Consider the following 15609-nt stretch of genomic DNA (forward strand, 5'->3'; position numbering starts at 1 on the left):
CTTGGACCTGCAAAAATGGGAAACGGGTATGCATGAATTACGCTCAGTATACGACAGTTTACCCCCGAATGAAAAAGCAAGTTGTCTTATTTGGGGCAAACATTACTCGCAGGAGGGTGCAGTCGAACTGATGAAGAGTACATATGGACTTCCGAACGCCTTTTGTTATCACGGTAGCTTCTATAACTGGGCACCGACAGGCCGTATGCCCCAAACGGCGATTGCCATTTGTTACAACGATACCAGTGACGATTTCTTTTGTCCTTTTTTCGAAAAAGTTGTTCCTGTGCGAAAATTATATAGTCCCTATGCAAGTAGCGAAGATTGGGTGCTGCTAACGATCTATCGCTGTAAAAAACCTAAGCAGGACTTTAACAAAATGAAAGATTTGTTTAAAAGTTGAATATTTGAATACGCATGCTGCTTACTTTATTTGACTGGGCTGCAAGAAGTATAAAATTGTATTAAGAAGGGGCTATATAACCTTTAGATAACCCCTCGCACGTTAAGTTTTTCGTTGCTATTGCGCTAAATCGATTGAATTTGTCTAATCATTTGGTTGGTAAATCCCCATTCGTTGTCGTACCAAGCCATCACTTTTACCAGATCGCCATCGACAACTCGAGTCATTTCTAGATCTACTGTCGCTGCAAATGGACTTTTGATAATATCGGTAGATACCAAGGGCTCGTCGGTTACCGTTAGCACCTTTTTATAGCGATCAGTTTTTGATTCTTCGATCAAGATTTGGTTGATCTCTTCGATTGTGGTGGACCTTTCTGCAATAAACGTAATATCGGAGATGGATCCTACTGGAACAGGTACCCTCACAGCTATACCGTCAAACTTTCCGGCGTATTGCGGAAGTGCTTTTGTCGTCGCTATTGCAGCCCCCGTGGCCGCGGGGGCAAGGTTAATGCCTGCAGCCCGTCCCATACGCGGTTCTTTTTTTGATGGAGCGTCGACCAGTGCCTGTGAAGCTGTATAACCGTGTGTGGTATTTAGTATGGCTTTTTTTATTCCCAGTCTCCTGCCCAATATTTCGATTACTGGACTTATATTGTTTGTCGTACAGCTTGCGCACGAAAAGACAGAAACCCTTCCATCTTCGGTATTTACCCCATGGACCACTGTCGGTGTATCTTTGGTAGGACCCGAGATGACGACAAATTTTGCTCCAGAGGTTAAATGTTTTTCAGCGTCCACTTTGTTCGTGAAAATACCCGTACTCTCTATAACGATATCCGCTTGGATATCTTTCCAAGGTAACTTTTCAATCTCCCTGATACTTGTATATTTAACCACCTTTCCATCGACCACAATTGTATCTCCTTCGATACGCACATCTTTTTCATATTTCCCATAGTTACTATCGTACTTAAGCAGATATGCGGCGTTTTCAATACTCATCAGATCATTAATTCCAACGACCTCAAGATCGGCAGTTTCTGTTATTATTTTTAAGGCAGCGCGTCCGATGCGACCAAATCCATTAATTGCTATCTTTTTCATCCTATTCCTTTTAAATCTGTTTATATTATTTCTTTTGTTTTTATATATAGACTAAGTTCTTTTTTTTCTCGAAAAAAAAGATTGACATGGATCAAGAATTTGCTTTAGCTACCGTTACCCCGTTAGTTTTCAAGGATTAGGGGGCGATTGCAGTTGATATGGGCCTATCGGTATTGAACTATGACAGAGTTCTGACCATAATGCGCAGATCAAAGGGAATACAGGCGGACTGTAAAGTTTTATTCCTTACTTCATTTTAAACTCCGTAGGTCTCATGTTGGTAAGCAGATAAAAGTTATTGCTGAAAGCCGCTATATTTGAATAACCAATTTCGTAGGCAATCTCAGTCATATTCAAATCTGTATCGTTGATTAATTCCATTGCCTTAATAATCCGTAGCATTTTTAAATACTGAACAAATGTAATGTGCAGTTTATGCTGGAATAGTCTGGTGAGACTACGAACACTCATTCCCGATTGCTGCGCAATCATTGCTAAGCTTAGATTTTCATTTAACCTATTTCTAAAACTGTCGATTATGGTATTGAGCCTTTGATCGTCTGTTGTTGGAAGTTGAATGGAGAATTTTTTGAGATTTTCTTTTGATAGTAGGCCTTTTAGCGTAATTAAAAATTCAAATTCCCACGAACCTTTGTAATAATTACCTTGCCACTTCTCACTAAAAGAAAGCATCTCTGCCAGCAGCTTACTCACCGGATAAATCCCCAACTCCTCATAAAAATTACCAACACTTTCCTCCGGAAAATAAATATTGATAATAGACAGGTCCTTGGTGTTGAACATCAGGTTGTGCCGATAATTTTTTGGTATCCAGATATAATGATTTGAGGGAATATAGAAATCCTTTTCGTCAGTCTGCAGATAAGCAATCCCCCCATAAACCAATAACAACTGAGCCTTCTTATGCTGGTGGGCAGGCAAACGTTGTTCCGTCTGCTGTCGCATCACCAGGATAGAATCAGGATTTTGATCAACAATATGTATGATTTGGCTCAGAATTTCCATATGGCCAAATTTAACAAATATTAGGCTAATTATATAAAATGATACTTCGCCATGCTTGATACTTTTGCTATGTAATAATAGTAAAGTCATTATGAAACATAAAATCATAACATCGCGCAAAGATTTTCAACTTGAAACACAGGACCAAAAGTCTGCTAATAAATTACATCATTCAGATGAAGGAAGTGACAGTGCACATATTTTCTGGTTTGCTTATGGGTATAACTATGCTTTTATGCCAATGGTAGATTTAACTTTTGCTTTTGATGAATTGAAAAAGATTGTAAAACCATGGCTAGTAAAAAGAAAGAAATATATAAACAAAACCGATGAAACAATATAAAATAGTCCCGATTTTGAGCTTATTGTTAACCCTATTTGTACAATCAGTCTATGCTCAAAATATAGCTAATGAGCTGGTATTAAGCTTGGAAGAAATTTGGAAAGTAGCCGAAACAAATAACCGTCAACTGAAACTATCCGATCTACATCTTCAGCAGAGCAATTTGGAAATATTGGAAGCGAAAGATCGTTTGTTGCCTGAGCTTTTTGTTGGTGGAGATGCAAAACTCAATTCCAAATTCCTGATCTATGACAATGGATTATTTTCTTCTCCGCAGGATGTGCCTGTAAAAGGTTATGGTTACAGCGTGGGTTACAACCTGAACGTCAATCTTTACAATGGTGGTAAGGACAAAAGAAACATCGCCATGAAAAAGGAAGAAGCGATACGTACACAATATGAAGTCGATCTGCAAAAACACAACATAAAATACAATGTTGCAGCTGTTTACTTTGATCTGTATAAGTTTCTGCATTTCCAGGATTTTCTTGCTGCAGAAATTGAAGCCGAAAAAAAACAATTGACACTGGTAGCAAGCTTGCATAAAAATGGCACCGTGCTAAAGAGCGATGTATTAAGAACCTCCGTGAAATTAGCGCAACTGGAACTCAGCCTTTCTGATATCGCGAAGAAGATTGAAATCGCTAAACAACGGCTCAATATCCTGATGGGGAAAGAAAATGATGCTGAGCTTGCAATAAAATACCAAGATACAATCGAGTTAAAGGCTATCACTCAAGGTGGTTATGAGGATTATCTAGACATCGCATTTAACAAATCGCCGGAATACAAGATAGCCTATAGCGCTGTCAAATTGAGCGAAATGAACGTCAAGCAGGTAAAAGCGACGCTGTTACCCAAAATCTCCTTGTATTCAACTTACAATTACACCTATCCGCAGATTTCATTTTATCCATATTCGAATGATCTATGGGGATTTGGTCAGACCGGGATCAAAGTCCAGTTTCCTATTGATAATCTATACAAAAGCAAGCATTCCATCGCTCATGCTCAAGCGATCAGTAATGAGGCAAGAGAAAAAGCAAATATTAAAAAAGAGGAGATCTACCTTGAGGTAAAAGAGGCTTATTTACAGCAAAAACAGGCCTTGGAAAGCATGGAAACAGCAGAGCAAAATATCATTAAAACCGCCGAAACTGCTCGTGTTATCAGAAGTAGCTACTTAAACCAGGAATCCCTTCTGACCGATCTTCTGGAAGCCGAAAATGCTTTGTTGGAAGCTAAATTTAATCTGACAACAGCACAAACAAACGTTAAACTTAAGCATATCAGGCTATTGGCAATTATCGGAATTCTTTAATACAAATATCATGAACAAAAATAAAACAGATAAAATTGTTGTAAGCCTAACCAAATGGCTCGGTATCACATTCTTCGTGGGAATTATTATTTGGGCAGCTGTTTATTTCTTCGAAGGACATCGCTATGAACAGACCAACGACGCTCAGATTGATGCCTATCTTTCCCCGATAAACGCAAAAGTAGGGGGCTATATCCGTAAAATATATTATAAGGACAATCAGCAGGTAAAAAAAGGCGATACCCTTGTAGTGATCGAACAGGACGAGTACGGGTTAAAGAGAGATGCTGCGTCAGCAGAACTCATGAGCGCGCAGGCCAAATTACCGATCTTGGCAGCAAGCGAGGAAACGCAGGTTAAAAGCATTGCCGTCATTAAGGCCCAGTTGGAAGGTGCTAAAGCACGATTGAACCAGCAGCAAAAAGAATTTGACCGCTATAAAAATCTACTGGCGGACGAATCGACCACACAACAAAAATTCGACAACATCAGTGCTACTTTATCCATCACCCAATCAGATTATAACCAGACCAAAGCTTCTTTACACGTCGCTGAATCCAAATTAAATGATTTCAGGGTACAGCACAATGCCATAAAGGCAGAAATAAAGATCAAAGAAGCACTTCTCAAAAGGCAAGAGTTGGATATTCGATATGCCGTTATCACAGCACCTTTTGATGGACAAATTGGGAAAAAGACCATTCAGGCGGGACAACTGATACAGCCCGGACAGACATTGGCATTCTTAGTGAACAGAGCCGAGGAAAAGTGGGTAATGGCAAATTTTAAGGAAACACAGATTGGGAAATTCAAAATCGGTCAAGCGGTATCTATTGAAGTCGATGCTTTTCCGAATGAAGAATTCAAAGGTACTATCGAGTCCCTTTCGCCAACCACAGGATCCCGGTATTCGCTGCTTCCGCCAGATAATGCTACCGGTAATTTTGTTAAAATCATCCAACGTATTCCTGTTCGGATTAAACTGATCGATATACCCGAAAAATTAACTAAGCTATCTGCCGGAATGAACGCAAATGTTTACATTTTAAAAAATTAACAATGCAAGTACACAAAATACCAATTTTTAAATCCTGGGTATCCGAATGGATGGCAAGGTCTGTCATATTTGCTATTCTCATGACGAGTCTGTTTAGTTTTGCCTTTTACGGAAGTCCAGGTGCCGCGATGGGCTTTTACGGAATACAAGCTACCGATGTACAATATGGTATGGTCGTTATCTATGGTTCAACCGTAGCTTTCCTGGCGCTGGATTTTAGAATTGTAAAGTATTTCGCACCACGGGAATATCTACTGCTGGCACTTGGGGTAAATGTGCTATGTGCTGTGGTTTGTTTTTATTTCAGAGATTGGATATTATTTGTTTTCTGTCAGTTTTTGCAGGGCATTACCTGTGCATTAATGTCGGGCATTGTGTTACAGCTTATTTTTCCAAGGTTACAGTCTGTACGTGCCCGTGTGATTGCTTATAGCCTCCTTTATGGCAGTATACAAATAGCGGTGCCATTTTATTCCATCTATATCAGTGTCATCCTTTATTTCTTTGACTTCAACTGGATATTCTACGGATTTGTTATTGTAGTCATTATGCTGACAAGTGTTGTTTTACTTACCATGAACGGTAAGGCCAGGTTTACCAGAAAAATACCACTGTATCAGGTGGATTGGATCGGCTATTTATTTTATGTGTCTTTTATCTTGATCGTAGGATACATCCTTGTGTACGGACGTCAACTGGGATGGTTTGATAGTTCATTAATCAGCACACTTTGTTTAGTTAATGTAATTATTCTTTCTCTTTTTATTAGCAGAGAACTAAAACTTAAGCGACCACTAATCAATTTACAGATTTTTAGGGCAAAGAATTTCGTTATTGGACTTTTGCTTCTTTTTACCTTTTATATTTTTAAAGGAAGTACTGGGCTAGCCTATGGTTATCTTGAAGTAATTTTAGGAAACCATCCATTGAGTACCATTCCCGTATGGATTGCTGTAATTGCTGGAACTACACTGAGTATGTTTATCACTTCTCGATTTGTCTTGATGGGGTATAACCTGATCAGGATGATTATTGTTGGTTTTGGGTTGATGGCGGTATATTATACCTATATGATACTATTTGTTTCTGTACAGGGTGAAACAACCGACTTCCTTCTGCCTATGTTTGTGTATGGCGCGGCAACAGGGGTGTTGTTTGTTCCGATTGTTTCATTTACCGCCGCGTCAGCACCTTCCAAAATTGCCATCAATGCCGCTCTGATTGGTATATTTTCAAGGTTCATAGGATTTACAGCTAGTCTGGCGCTTAACAACGAACTTCAATTATTTGCAAAATCATCCGTACGGGAAAAAGTTCGGGAATCACTCACGGAGACGAACCTTCAGTTGCCTATTACCTTATTGGATATTCAGGAACAATACGCAAATGCAGGCAGCGATATATATACGTCCAAAATAGTATCCTCAGGCTACTTGAATCAGATGGTAAGTCAGCAGATATTGGCTCGTGCTATTAGGGATTATTATGATCTGATGTTAACAGGTTTAATTTTTGTCATTCTTATTTTAGTACTCTTGCCTCAAATTCAAGATGTTGTTTTGAAACTAAGAAAGGGAAATGTTCCATATTAAGATATTGATATTTCAGAAATTATCATCGCGAAATATTCTCCAACTATGCGAAAAGAATCCGGGCGTTTAAATACGCATATTATGACACAGGTAAATGGAGAAATCCGAACAAAGGGAGCAACTTCTTTCAATAGTCGATTATTGTTAATTTTGCATGCAGGATTTGGTATGGGACCCCGAGCTTTTTAAGAACAGCAATAGAAGACACAATATGATAATATGACGGATGCACTAATAAAATATCTATTCTCGATAGGAACACTGTCAGCTGACGAAGTGAATTTTTCTGTTCAGTTCTTCAAACCACACGATTTGAAAAAGGGTGATTTTTTTATTCGTGCGGACGAACCCTGTCGTCATATTGGATTTATATCCAGTGGTGCGGTAAAAGCATATGCCGTCGACAAGGAGGGGAGAGAAAATATAACCTGTTTCAAATTTGAAAACGAGTTTGTAACTTCATTCCCAGAGTTTGTCGCTCAGGAAAAATCCAGAAGGAGTATCAGGGCTGTAGAAGATAGTATAATTCATCGGATAAACTATGCTGACTATCAATATCTGCTTGGTCGAGTGACTTCTTGGAACAAGGTTATACAAGCTGTGATGGAACGGGAATATATCCAAAAGGAACAATACCTCCTGAATTACAATAATAAGTCAGCGCTCGATAAATATCATCATGTTCTTTCGAATGAACCAAAGCTCGTTCAGCGCATAGCGACACAAGACCTCGCCTCATATCTGGGCATCACGCAGCGATCTCTTACAAGAGCGAAGGGACAAATACATCGCGCCAAAGTATTATAGGACAAATGTCCTTATTTATTTCTATAGAGTGCCATAGTTTTGCAAAAAAAAGCTATGTTACATCAAATTGCCCAAGAAGTTTTTCATGTACCATTGATGCCACGAAATAGTATCAACTGCTATATAGTAGAGGGTGTGTTGGTTGATTGTGGGATACGCAGTTCATATAATACGGTGAAGGGAGCCCTTCAGAAAATACCCGTCCATCAACATGTGCTTACGCATGCCCATGCAGACCATCAGGGCTGTAGTGATCAACTATGTGATGAATTTGAAATACCTTTACTTTGCCATGAAAATGAAATTTTTAGGACTGAAACAGGTATGGTAACTAATGACTATCCAAATCCCAAACATTGGTTAGCAAAACTTCAACAAAAATACTGGGCGGGGCAGGGCCACAAAGTCGATGGTACACTCGTTGAAAATGATAGCATTGGAAACTTTCGGGTCATAGAAACTCCAGGCCATTCAGCCGGTCATATTTCTTTATTCCGTGAGCGGGATGGTGTATTGATAATCGGGGATGCTGCTACAAATATGAACCTGCTCACTACAGTGCCTGGCCTAGGGCTCCCTCCAAAAATATTCACGTCGGATCAACAGCAAAACATCAGATCGCTCCAAAAGTTAGCAGGATTAAATCCTTCTATGATATGCTTTGGTCATGGCCCGGTCATGCGAAATACGGATCGAAAGTTTGAGCAATTTGCGGCCAAATGTGTATCGTGGTTTAATTCGTAAACTTCCAGTACAGACTCGTCAAGTAGGGAATTACAAATGAATAGACAGTATAAAACTCTTTTTTGAAATCCAGTTTTTGCGATGATTATCTAAAGATTAACATCCTGAAAATGGATATCTTCGTAGATTCAATATCGATTGGCCTTGAAGCCATATCAAGATATCGTATCCACTGTCATAACTGTCCCAAAGAAAGACTGGAAAAATCTTATTGCCTTAGAAGTTTTAAGTAACTTAATATTATTCCGCTGTGCTCGGCTTCGTGAAAGTTAGCGGCTTGAAGCGCTTGGATATGATTATTGATGGAGAAGCCAATTGGTAAGCTGAACGATTGGTATTCAACAAATATACCTGATGTTAAATCTTTACTAAGTTGGTTTACTGTATAAAGCAATAGATGTTTTATTTCATCAATGTCTGGCGTATTTTTCCACGTATGTGGTGCCGTTCCAATTTTGAATGCTTCCATAAATTCCTGCGATATATGCATTGGTAGTCCACTACGCATGTACATATGCCGCTGCTGAGAAGTGATACAGTGGCCAATTTGCCAGACGATATTATTGTTAAAGGTCTCTGGAATTTTAAATAATATGGTATTATCAACTGTTTCCATTACTTGTAATAACCTGATTCTGCTAGCCTTTAAAATTTCAAATTCAAATAATTCAGTTGTCATCGTATTGGTTAAGATTCTAGATCAGTTTAATAAAGTCTTATTGGAGCGAATAGATCAATTAATTCGATTAATGATTATGCCAATGCGATTTTTTGCCGAGTACAAGAAGTGCATCTCTGAAAGCTAGTGCCAGCTCCCTAGAAGGACCGACTCCAAAGTAATGAAGAAAGATCATGTGTGGATCATCTCCAAGCATATGGTTGTGGATTGCTACAATTTCGATAAGGTGTTTTCTTAAAGTACTGATAACTTGATTGACCTCATGGTCTAACATTGCGATGTCACCCGCAATATAGGCTTCGTTTTCGGATCCGGTAAATGACGCCCAACTGTTTAAACCGATCGATGATGTCATTTCGGCTCCCATTGCCATAATTTTTAAATCGGATCGTCCTACGGTATATTTGATTGTTGAGCCGTTTATCGCGGCCTCATGACCGATAATTTTATTTAATTCCGTAACATTAAATATCTTATCCCCGGGATCTTGTTTTTGATTCAGTGGTGCTGGTTGATTTCCAACAGCTATCTTAGTGTTTGAGATAGCTGCTGCGTATTTCTGAGCCAATTCGACTGGTTCCCCCATTCCGTGGATGTGCATATAAAAGATTCGGGGTTCTTCATAAAAGAAATGATTATGGATTGCCCCAACTTCCAGACCTGATTCAAGGGCAGCAGTAATAAGGGGATTTACTTCTTCCTGAAGTAGAACACAATCACTCATAAGCACAGCACTCTTTCCATCCATGGTCCTCTTTATCGCAGCCCATCCTCCAAAGCCAAAAGATATAGGAACATCCTTACCTTTGACGGTCACAGCTAGATCATTACGGGGAAAACTGGTATTATGTGTAACTTCTTTTGTATTATATTTTCCTTTCTTTCCTAAAGCCTTTTCAATTCCCTGGATTTCAGCCTCGGTTAGATCAGGCGTATTCGACGTGGTCGTAGAAAACGCACGAACTGTTTTAAGACCAACTAGTCCGCTGCCTGTTAGGAGCAATCCCATTTTCAATAGCGTTCTGCGTGACGTTAAGTTTCTAAAATTTTTCATCCTGATCTATTATATTTTGAAAATATTACTACGTATAAACAATAAACTATCCCTTGCAACAAATGAACACCACTATTGTTGTTCATTTGGGAATTTTAATCGATCACGATTCGATTTAGAATATATATCCGAATTGAAAAGCAGCAGCAATAGAAATTTTTTGTTCATTGCCAAATCGGACTGGGAAGGGAGTTGCTAGAAAAAGTTTTCCAGCCTGACCATGTGTTATGACCTTGCTTAATACCGGTGTAAGCCCATATCGTCCGGAAGTTTCAAATGCAGCCCTGGCGATAAATGTGAATTCCTTTCCGATGGGAAATAATACGCCCGGATGGAACAAGAAATTGCTCATTTTGCTGTTCCCGGATGCTACTTTAATGTAGGGAACCATTTCCAGTGAAAATCCCAAGTGTCCTTCTCTAAGTATATTGATACCTGTCGGCATACCTACCTGATAGCTATCTTTAAAATTTGGCGTTATCGTACCAGATGATAGGGAAGCAATGGGGTTTACTATACCAACATAAGCAACCAGTTTGCTCGGTTGTTGGGCTCTTAAATGTAATGATGATAAGAGTATAATAATGATCGCTGCACAAAAAGTTTTATGGTAAGAGGAGTGGTATCGGTTTGGTTTCATAATATCTGCTTTATAAAAGCAAGTATAACCAATACGTAACATCTCAAAATAGAATAAATTTTACTATTTTGTATATTCCTTACTTTTTAAAAGATTTCCTCCTATATTCTGAAGGATTACTTCCTGTAAATTTTTTAAAAATGCGCGTGAAATGACTTTGATCAGAAAAACCTGTCAGATAGGCTATTTCAGTAAGGGAAATTGAGCGGTCAGACATAAGTTCAATAGCTTTTTCTATTCTTTTTTTACGGATGTACTCACCATAATTTAAGTTTTCAAAATATTTTGAGAATTCGCGTGACAAATAGCTTGAACTAATATCCAGTTCTTCGGAAAGTTGATTTAAGCTTAATGTTGTATTTGTATCGATTTGATCCTGTATCATTTCCCGCAATAATGCGGTCCATTCTGGAGATTTTTCTTTTTGCTTATCATTTAAATGTTCGTGATAGATTTTAAGGAGCAAAACCTCAGTTGGCCCTTCATTGCTATGTTTCAGTCGGTAGAGGTGTTGAGCCCAGCTATAAAGGCCGTCATAAATGACCATTCCGATCTCCAAAAGCTGATTGTCGTCCTTGATATTGTAAGCTAGACCTGAAAAAATCGCCTCGAGACCTGCAGATTGTGGCATTAAATCATGTCTATCCGTGTCCGCACTACGAACAATTGCAGCAATTCGTTTTAATGCCGGATCGTTTAATTCATGTTTTTTAAGGAAATAGTCAAATGTACACTCGTCTGCATAATGACTGTATTCTACACCAGGAATATCAAACGGAATGGCCTTCGTTTGTTTAGCAATTTCAAAGACCGTATCTAGGGGGGGCATATATTATTTTTGCGTCCGGATTTATAAAACGCTTTATCAGCCATGGACAAGCAATCCTATCGATCTTTGGTCTTTCACGTGTAATCCAATCCATATCTTTCTTTTCGTCAAAATATTATGATTAAGATCAATAATTATTGTGTAAAAACAAAGGGAAGTATTTAATTTAAATCTTGAATTACTTGTTTAAAATTTAATTTCAATCGTTCGATAGCTTTCCAAAAAAAAGTATGGTATGGCGATCGCTTAACAAAATAGAGGTTAATCGATCGTCCAGATTTTTATAGATTTTTTTAATACATTTATTATAATAGCAATACGTTGTCTTTTTATTCTGTTTTAAAAAAATACTTTCTTTATTAGTGTGTTTTATTATATTAGAGTGAAACGCTTTGAAAGATTAAGAGGGAGGTAATGCTTCATTCAAAACATAGCTAATAGATATTTAAACCAAAATCTTATCATTATGATCCATACCAAGCTTAGTATACACTGTAAGATTTTGGTATTCTTTTTTTTTCTTTCGAGCTGCACAACAGTAAATATACCAATAGCTAACTTAAATAAGGTTTCTCCAGGGGCAATGAATCAATTGACAAATGATTCTTTAGGACTAAAGATTGACTTCTATGGGAACGCAAACTTTGGATCTAGGTATCTAGATTTAAAAGATGTCAGGTCTATTTTTCGAAAAAGAAAGATAAAATTTCCATCAAAAAATATTGTTTTTTGGGGTACATATGATGTGACAAGAAATCCAATGTATTTTGTCGGCAGTTTGGAAACTTCTTTAGATGTCTCAAAGTTCACTGCAGATACGTCTATGTATAAATGTGTTTATTATCGTAGTATCCAGAAAAATAGAGATAATATAATAAGTCGTGTAGCGATCCCATACCACAGAGATTCATTTCTTTTGGTCAGTGAAGTTAGGACGGAAATCACCGATATGCAAGAAAGTGTTAAAGATGTTTTAAATGGCATAAAAACGTCCTACAATTCTTTGGCTTACGGAGAGAAATTTGTCGAGCAGAAGCCCGTTCAAGAACCAGATTATTATAATCTAGCTGAATCAATTTTTAAAGATAAGGGATATGCGAATTATTTCTCTACAAGAGATACGCTGGAAAAACTTGTTCTGCAAAATGAAGATAGCCAATTTGCCAACGAGCTATTAAAATCATATCGTTCGTTTCTTGGTGAAAGTGTTCAATATGATAACGAAACTAAACAAGAACAACAGTCAGTCGAAAAAACTGCTATTACCATTGACCAACTGGTAGAGAAAATTAAGGAACATCGAGTGGTTATGTTTAATGAGAATCATTTACAACCACGTTGTCGTTTGTTAATCAATCTTTTACTGCCAAAACTTTACAAAGAAGGCTTTAATGTCCTTGCTTTAGAAGGTCTATCCGAAGATGATGACCGAATTAATAAGCTGGGATTTCCAAACGTTGAGAGCGGATTTTACACCAGGGATCCTAATATGGCGAATCTCATCAGAACAGCAAGAATTTACGGCTTAAAAGTAATAGGCTATGAAGATTTTGAAAACACAATCAATAGAGATCTACAGCAAGCTAAAAATCTGATTAGAAAAAGTGAAATCGTTACAAAAAATCAAGTTAAACTTATCGTATTAGCTGGCGGAGGACATATTGAAGAAGGAGATATGGGAGAAATCAAAAGTATGGCTCAATATTTTAAGAAACTAAGCAAAATTGACCCTTACACAATTAATCAAGTTAAGTTTTTATCAATTAACGATGTTAATGATTTGGTATATGTTATCGAGAGCAAGATATTGAATGGTTATGACTTGTATTTATCAAATAATCTGAATAGCGATAAAATAGTAATTGGAGCAAAAGATTTAAACCGCAGCTATAGTATACCGAATACTGATTCGACCAAATCAGGCACATCGGCCATTTACATTTATCATGAAAAGGAATATCAATTGGATAAAACAGCTATTCCAGTTTACTTGTCACTTTCTAAAAAGGATTCGCTACAGGTAGACCTTCCGAAAGGAGTATATAGATATGTCAAGCGAGATCATTATGGGGCTATAATTCATCAAGAAACTATTGCGGTAGAATGATTAAAACATCGCGCAGGATATAATTTTCGCTTATGTTATTTTTCGTTGTTAAAGGGACATGGGGGGTGAAGGTAAAACCATGTTCGAGAAGCTAACTACGCCTTTTTTTACAAAAAATAAAACGAAAGCAAATCAACCGTTGTTATAAGAATACTTTTCATAAATTAGGTTAATAACAGGTAGTAAAAACCTTGAGATCCCCCCTCAAGGTTTTTTGTCTTTATCTCACTGTTTTACTGAGCCATGCACAAACTTTCAAACACCTTGGTATTTATCATAAGCACATTAAAGTCGCAGCAGCTCCGGTTGGCACTAGTTGATCAGGTCTAGTTCTTTCAATTTTCCCAATATAAGTCGGACGACGGCAGAGGTTCTGCCAACATCACTGAGGGTTATCCATTCAAATGAATCGATTTCACTTGCTGCCTGTAGTGTGCCCGAATAATCCGCAAAATAGCAGGTCATCTTCACGATTACATCGGCCTCTTTGCCATCGGCCGGGGCTTGGAAGGTCTCAAAATAACGGATCGAATCTTCTTGGACCTCAACGTTGAGTTCTTCCTTAATTTCTCGCTTCAGACATTCTATGTCGGATTCATTAGGTTCTCTTTTGCCTCCTGGCAAATAGAGCTTTGATTTTGATTTGGAAAGTGCCGTCAACACTTTTTTATTCGAAATGCTGATCAATGCGACCTTATCTATAACCTTATTGTCCATATTATAAATTTAGTGAATTAAAATGATGTAAGCGGTTAACAAGCTATGATCACTTCGCTTTTTCCTGTTTGGATTAAAGTTTTTTTTTATTCTTATTACAGCATTTTAACGATGTACTTCTAAAGCAATGATCGTTAATCGATCCAAATGAAACCCTGAGAATAGGTACGGGCCTTACCGGCCACGATCACTCTATCGTTTTTGTTTTCGCAATAAAGTTGCCCCTCTCTTTCAGACAGCTGACGGGAAAAAAGAGTATCCTTGCCCAATCTTGATGCCCAAAACGGAATAAGGGAACAATAGGCAGACCCAGTAACGGGATCTTCGAGGATCGTTGATTGTGGTGTAAAGTATCTGGATACAAAATCACTGTCGTTTCCTGTTGCTGTGACGACCACACCTCCGGGATCAAGATTAATCAGATCAAAAATGGATCTGTTAATGTGGATGTTTCTGACCTCTTCCTCAGATTCGTATAGTAAAACATAATCTCTTGATTTATAAATCTCTTTGGGTTGTATGTTAAGCGAGTTTTTAATAACGTCGGGCAGTGCGGAAGGCTGTGGCATTCTGGATGGAAAATCCATATAATAAACTTCGTCTTTTATATCAACAGTTAATTCACCTACTTGCGTTTCAAAAACAATTTTGCTTTTTTGATAGTCTAGGTGCTTAACCAGGCAATGCACGGTCGCTAAGGTTGCATGGCCACATAGGTCCATTTCAATTTCAGGTGTAAACCATCTTAAATGGATTGTATCACCGTTATCTATGAAAAAGGCCGTTTCCGCCACCGCATTTTCACGTGTAATTTTAAACAGTGTCTCATCGGGTAACCACTCTTTTAACGGTACCACGCAGGCTGGGTTTCCCCGGAAAATTTCTTCTGTAAAGGAATCTATTTGATATAGTTCTAACTTCATGATGGATAAATTGCTGTCGTTTGTAAAGTTAATTCAATTCATGAAGATTAGCTTCATTGTTTACAGAATTTGACAGTAAACGCTATATTAACCGATGCTGTACAATCCCTTTGAACAGGTCCCGGGCTGTCAAATCCAAAGATTATTATGTTCTTTTTCGCTCAAATTTTTCCTAACTGTAATTAGGTAGAAATACAGCAGATGTTATTGTGAAGCAAAATGATGAATAGTAATAAACAGTTGAACAACATTTTGAGG

17 protein-coding genes are annotated in these 15609 nt (G+C 37.9%); 8 read left to right on the forward strand and 9 right to left on the reverse strand.

Going from position 1 to position 15609, the window contains the following annotated elements:
- The first annotated feature begins 28 nt into the window (after positions 1-28).
- Entirely contained in the window at positions 29-403 is a 375-nt protein-coding gene (locus B3600_RS22920; protein ID WP_286754516.1) for a hypothetical protein, read from the forward strand.
- Positions 404-528: 125 nt separating this feature from the next.
- Here the strand turns inward: B3600_RS22920 and B3600_RS22925 are convergent, their stop codons facing one another.
- Complete coding sequence (locus B3600_RS22925) at positions 529-1512, reverse strand: type I glyceraldehyde-3-phosphate dehydrogenase (protein ID WP_286754517.1); 984 nt, start codon at positions 1510-1512, stop codon at positions 529-531.
- 246 nt (positions 1513-1758) lie between these two features.
- Entirely contained in the window at positions 1759-2538 is a 780-nt protein-coding gene (locus B3600_RS22930; RefSeq protein WP_112374816.1) for an AraC family transcriptional regulator, read from the reverse strand.
- A 91-nt stretch (positions 2539-2629) separates the two neighbouring features.
- On the opposite strand from B3600_RS22930, the gene B3600_RS22935 reads away from it, so the two are divergent.
- The 6 genes from B3600_RS22935 (at position 2630) to B3600_RS22960 (ending at position 8402) form a co-directional block, all read left to right on the forward strand.
- Complete coding sequence (locus tag B3600_RS22935; RefSeq protein WP_286754518.1) at positions 2630-2881, forward strand: hypothetical protein; 252 nt, start codon at positions 2630-2632, stop codon at positions 2879-2881.
- Positions 2868-4202 carry a TolC family protein gene (locus B3600_RS22940; RefSeq protein ID WP_286754519.1) on the forward strand — a complete coding sequence of 445 codons (1335 nt, stop codon included), beginning with the start codon at positions 2868-2870 and terminating at the stop codon, positions 4200-4202. Before B3600_RS22935 ends, B3600_RS22940 begins: the two co-directional genes overlap by 14 nt.
- A 10-nt stretch (positions 4203-4212) precedes the next feature.
- Positions 4213-5259 (forward strand): HlyD family secretion protein, encoded by a 1047-nt coding sequence (locus B3600_RS22945; RefSeq protein ID WP_286754520.1) that lies wholly within the window; start codon positions 4213-4215, stop codon positions 5257-5259.
- 2 nt (positions 5260-5261) lie between these two features.
- Entirely contained in the window at positions 5262-6851 is a 1590-nt protein-coding gene (locus tag B3600_RS22950; RefSeq protein WP_286754521.1) for an MFS transporter, read from the forward strand.
- A 219-nt stretch (positions 6852-7070) separates the two neighbouring features.
- Entirely contained in the window at positions 7071-7658 is a 588-nt protein-coding gene (locus tag B3600_RS22955) for a Crp/Fnr family transcriptional regulator (protein WP_286754522.1), read from the forward strand.
- A gap of 54 nt (positions 7659-7712) precedes the next feature.
- On the forward strand, positions 7713-8402 hold the full coding sequence (locus tag B3600_RS22960; protein ID WP_070568485.1) for an MBL fold metallo-hydrolase: 690 nt from the start codon (positions 7713-7715) through the stop codon (positions 8400-8402).
- 208 nt (positions 8403-8610) lie between these two features.
- Here B3600_RS22960 and B3600_RS22965 read toward each other — a convergent pair whose 3' ends face one another.
- The 5 genes from B3600_RS22965 to B3600_RS22985 form a co-directional block, all read right to left on the reverse strand.
- Entirely contained in the window at positions 8611-9081 is a 471-nt protein-coding gene (locus B3600_RS22965; protein ID WP_070568482.1) for a DinB family protein, read from the reverse strand.
- Positions 9082-9148: 67 nt separating this feature from the next.
- A complete protein-coding gene (locus B3600_RS22970; protein WP_286754523.1) occupies positions 9149-10135 on the reverse strand; it encodes a DUF1259 domain-containing protein in 987 nt (328 codons plus the stop codon).
- A 115-nt stretch (positions 10136-10250) separates the two neighbouring features.
- A complete protein-coding gene (locus B3600_RS22975; RefSeq protein WP_286754524.1) occupies positions 10251-10775 on the reverse strand; it encodes a hypothetical protein in 525 nt (174 codons plus the stop codon).
- A 79-nt stretch (positions 10776-10854) separates the two neighbouring features.
- A complete protein-coding gene (locus tag B3600_RS22980; protein WP_286754525.1) occupies positions 10855-11604 on the reverse strand; it encodes a chromate resistance protein ChrB domain-containing protein in 750 nt (249 codons plus the stop codon).
- The gene (locus tag B3600_RS22985; protein ID WP_286754526.1) at positions 11579-11698 is read right to left on the reverse strand and encodes a chromate resistance protein ChrB domain-containing protein; all 120 of its coding nucleotides are present in this window, start codon (positions 11696-11698) and stop codon (positions 11579-11581) included. The genes B3600_RS22980 and B3600_RS22985 overlap by 26 nt, the downstream gene beginning before the upstream one ends.
- Before the next feature lie 372 nt (positions 11699-12070).
- On the opposite strand from B3600_RS22985, the gene B3600_RS22990 reads away from it, so the two are divergent.
- Complete coding sequence (locus B3600_RS22990) at positions 12071-13711, forward strand: hypothetical protein (RefSeq protein ID WP_286754527.1); 1641 nt, start codon at positions 12071-12073, stop codon at positions 13709-13711.
- Between the two features lie 312 nt (positions 13712-14023).
- Here the strand turns inward: B3600_RS22990 and B3600_RS22995 are convergent, their stop codons facing one another.
- Both B3600_RS22995 and B3600_RS23000 read right to left on the reverse strand, forming a co-directional pair.
- Positions 14024-14428, reverse strand: a complete 405-nt coding sequence (locus tag B3600_RS22995; RefSeq protein WP_286754528.1) for an NUDIX hydrolase — start codon at positions 14426-14428, stop codon at positions 14024-14026.
- 134 nt (positions 14429-14562) lie between these two features.
- Entirely contained in the window at positions 14563-15351 is a 789-nt protein-coding gene (locus B3600_RS23000) for a PhzF family phenazine biosynthesis protein (RefSeq protein WP_286754529.1), read from the reverse strand.
- Positions 15352-15609: the final 258 nt, after the last annotated feature.

Origin of the sequence: Sphingobacterium sp. UBA2480 (assembly GCF_002341965.1) — a bacterium.
GTDB lineage: Bacteria > Bacteroidota > Bacteroidia > Sphingobacteriales > Sphingobacteriaceae > Sphingobacterium > Sphingobacterium multivorum.

Coding starts and splice junctions, on each gene's coding strand:
- B3600_RS22975 (WP_286754524.1), bottom strand. CDS start 10,775: ATGAAACCAAACCGATACCACTCCTCTTACCATAAAACTTTTTGTGCA.
- B3600_RS22955 (WP_286754522.1), top strand. CDS start 7,071: ATGACGGATGCACTAATAAAATATCTATTCTCGATAGGAACACTGTCA.
- B3600_RS22990 (WP_286754527.1), top strand. CDS start 12,071: ATGATCCATACCAAGCTTAGTATACACTGTAAGATTTTGGTATTCTTT.
- B3600_RS22965 (WP_070568482.1), bottom strand. CDS start 9,081: ATGACAACTGAATTATTTGAATTTGAAATTTTAAAGGCTAGCAGAATC.
- B3600_RS22945 (WP_286754520.1), top strand. CDS start 4,213: ATGAACAAAAATAAAACAGATAAAATTGTTGTAAGCCTAACCAAATGG.
- B3600_RS22950 (WP_286754521.1), top strand. CDS start 5,262: ATGCAAGTACACAAAATACCAATTTTTAAATCCTGGGTATCCGAATGG.
- B3600_RS23000 (WP_286754529.1), bottom strand. CDS start 15,351: ATGAAGTTAGAACTATATCAAATAGATTCCTTTACAGAAGAAATTTTC.
- B3600_RS22995 (WP_286754528.1), bottom strand. CDS start 14,428: ATGGACAATAAGGTTATAGATAAGGTCGCATTGATCAGCATTTCGAAT.
- B3600_RS22985 (WP_286754526.1), bottom strand. CDS start 11,698: ATGGATTGGATTACACGTGAAAGACCAAAGATCGATAGGATTGCTTGT.
- B3600_RS22920 (WP_286754516.1), top strand. CDS start 29: ATGCATGAATTACGCTCAGTATACGACAGTTTACCCCCGAATGAAAAA.
- B3600_RS22930 (WP_112374816.1), bottom strand. CDS start 2,538: ATGGAAATTCTGAGCCAAATCATACATATTGTTGATCAAAATCCTGAT.
- B3600_RS22935 (WP_286754518.1), top strand. CDS start 2,630: ATGAAACATAAAATCATAACATCGCGCAAAGATTTTCAACTTGAAACA.
- B3600_RS22960 (WP_070568485.1), top strand. CDS start 7,713: ATGTTACATCAAATTGCCCAAGAAGTTTTTCATGTACCATTGATGCCA.
- B3600_RS22940 (WP_286754519.1), top strand. CDS start 2,868: ATGAAACAATATAAAATAGTCCCGATTTTGAGCTTATTGTTAACCCTA.
- B3600_RS22925 (WP_286754517.1), bottom strand. CDS start 1,512: ATGAAAAAGATAGCAATTAATGGATTTGGTCGCATCGGACGCGCTGCC.
- B3600_RS22970 (WP_286754523.1), bottom strand. CDS start 10,135: ATGAAAAATTTTAGAAACTTAACGTCACGCAGAACGCTATTGAAAATG.
- B3600_RS22980 (WP_286754525.1), bottom strand. CDS start 11,604: ATGCCCCCCCTAGATACGGTCTTTGAAATTGCTAAACAAACGAAGGCC.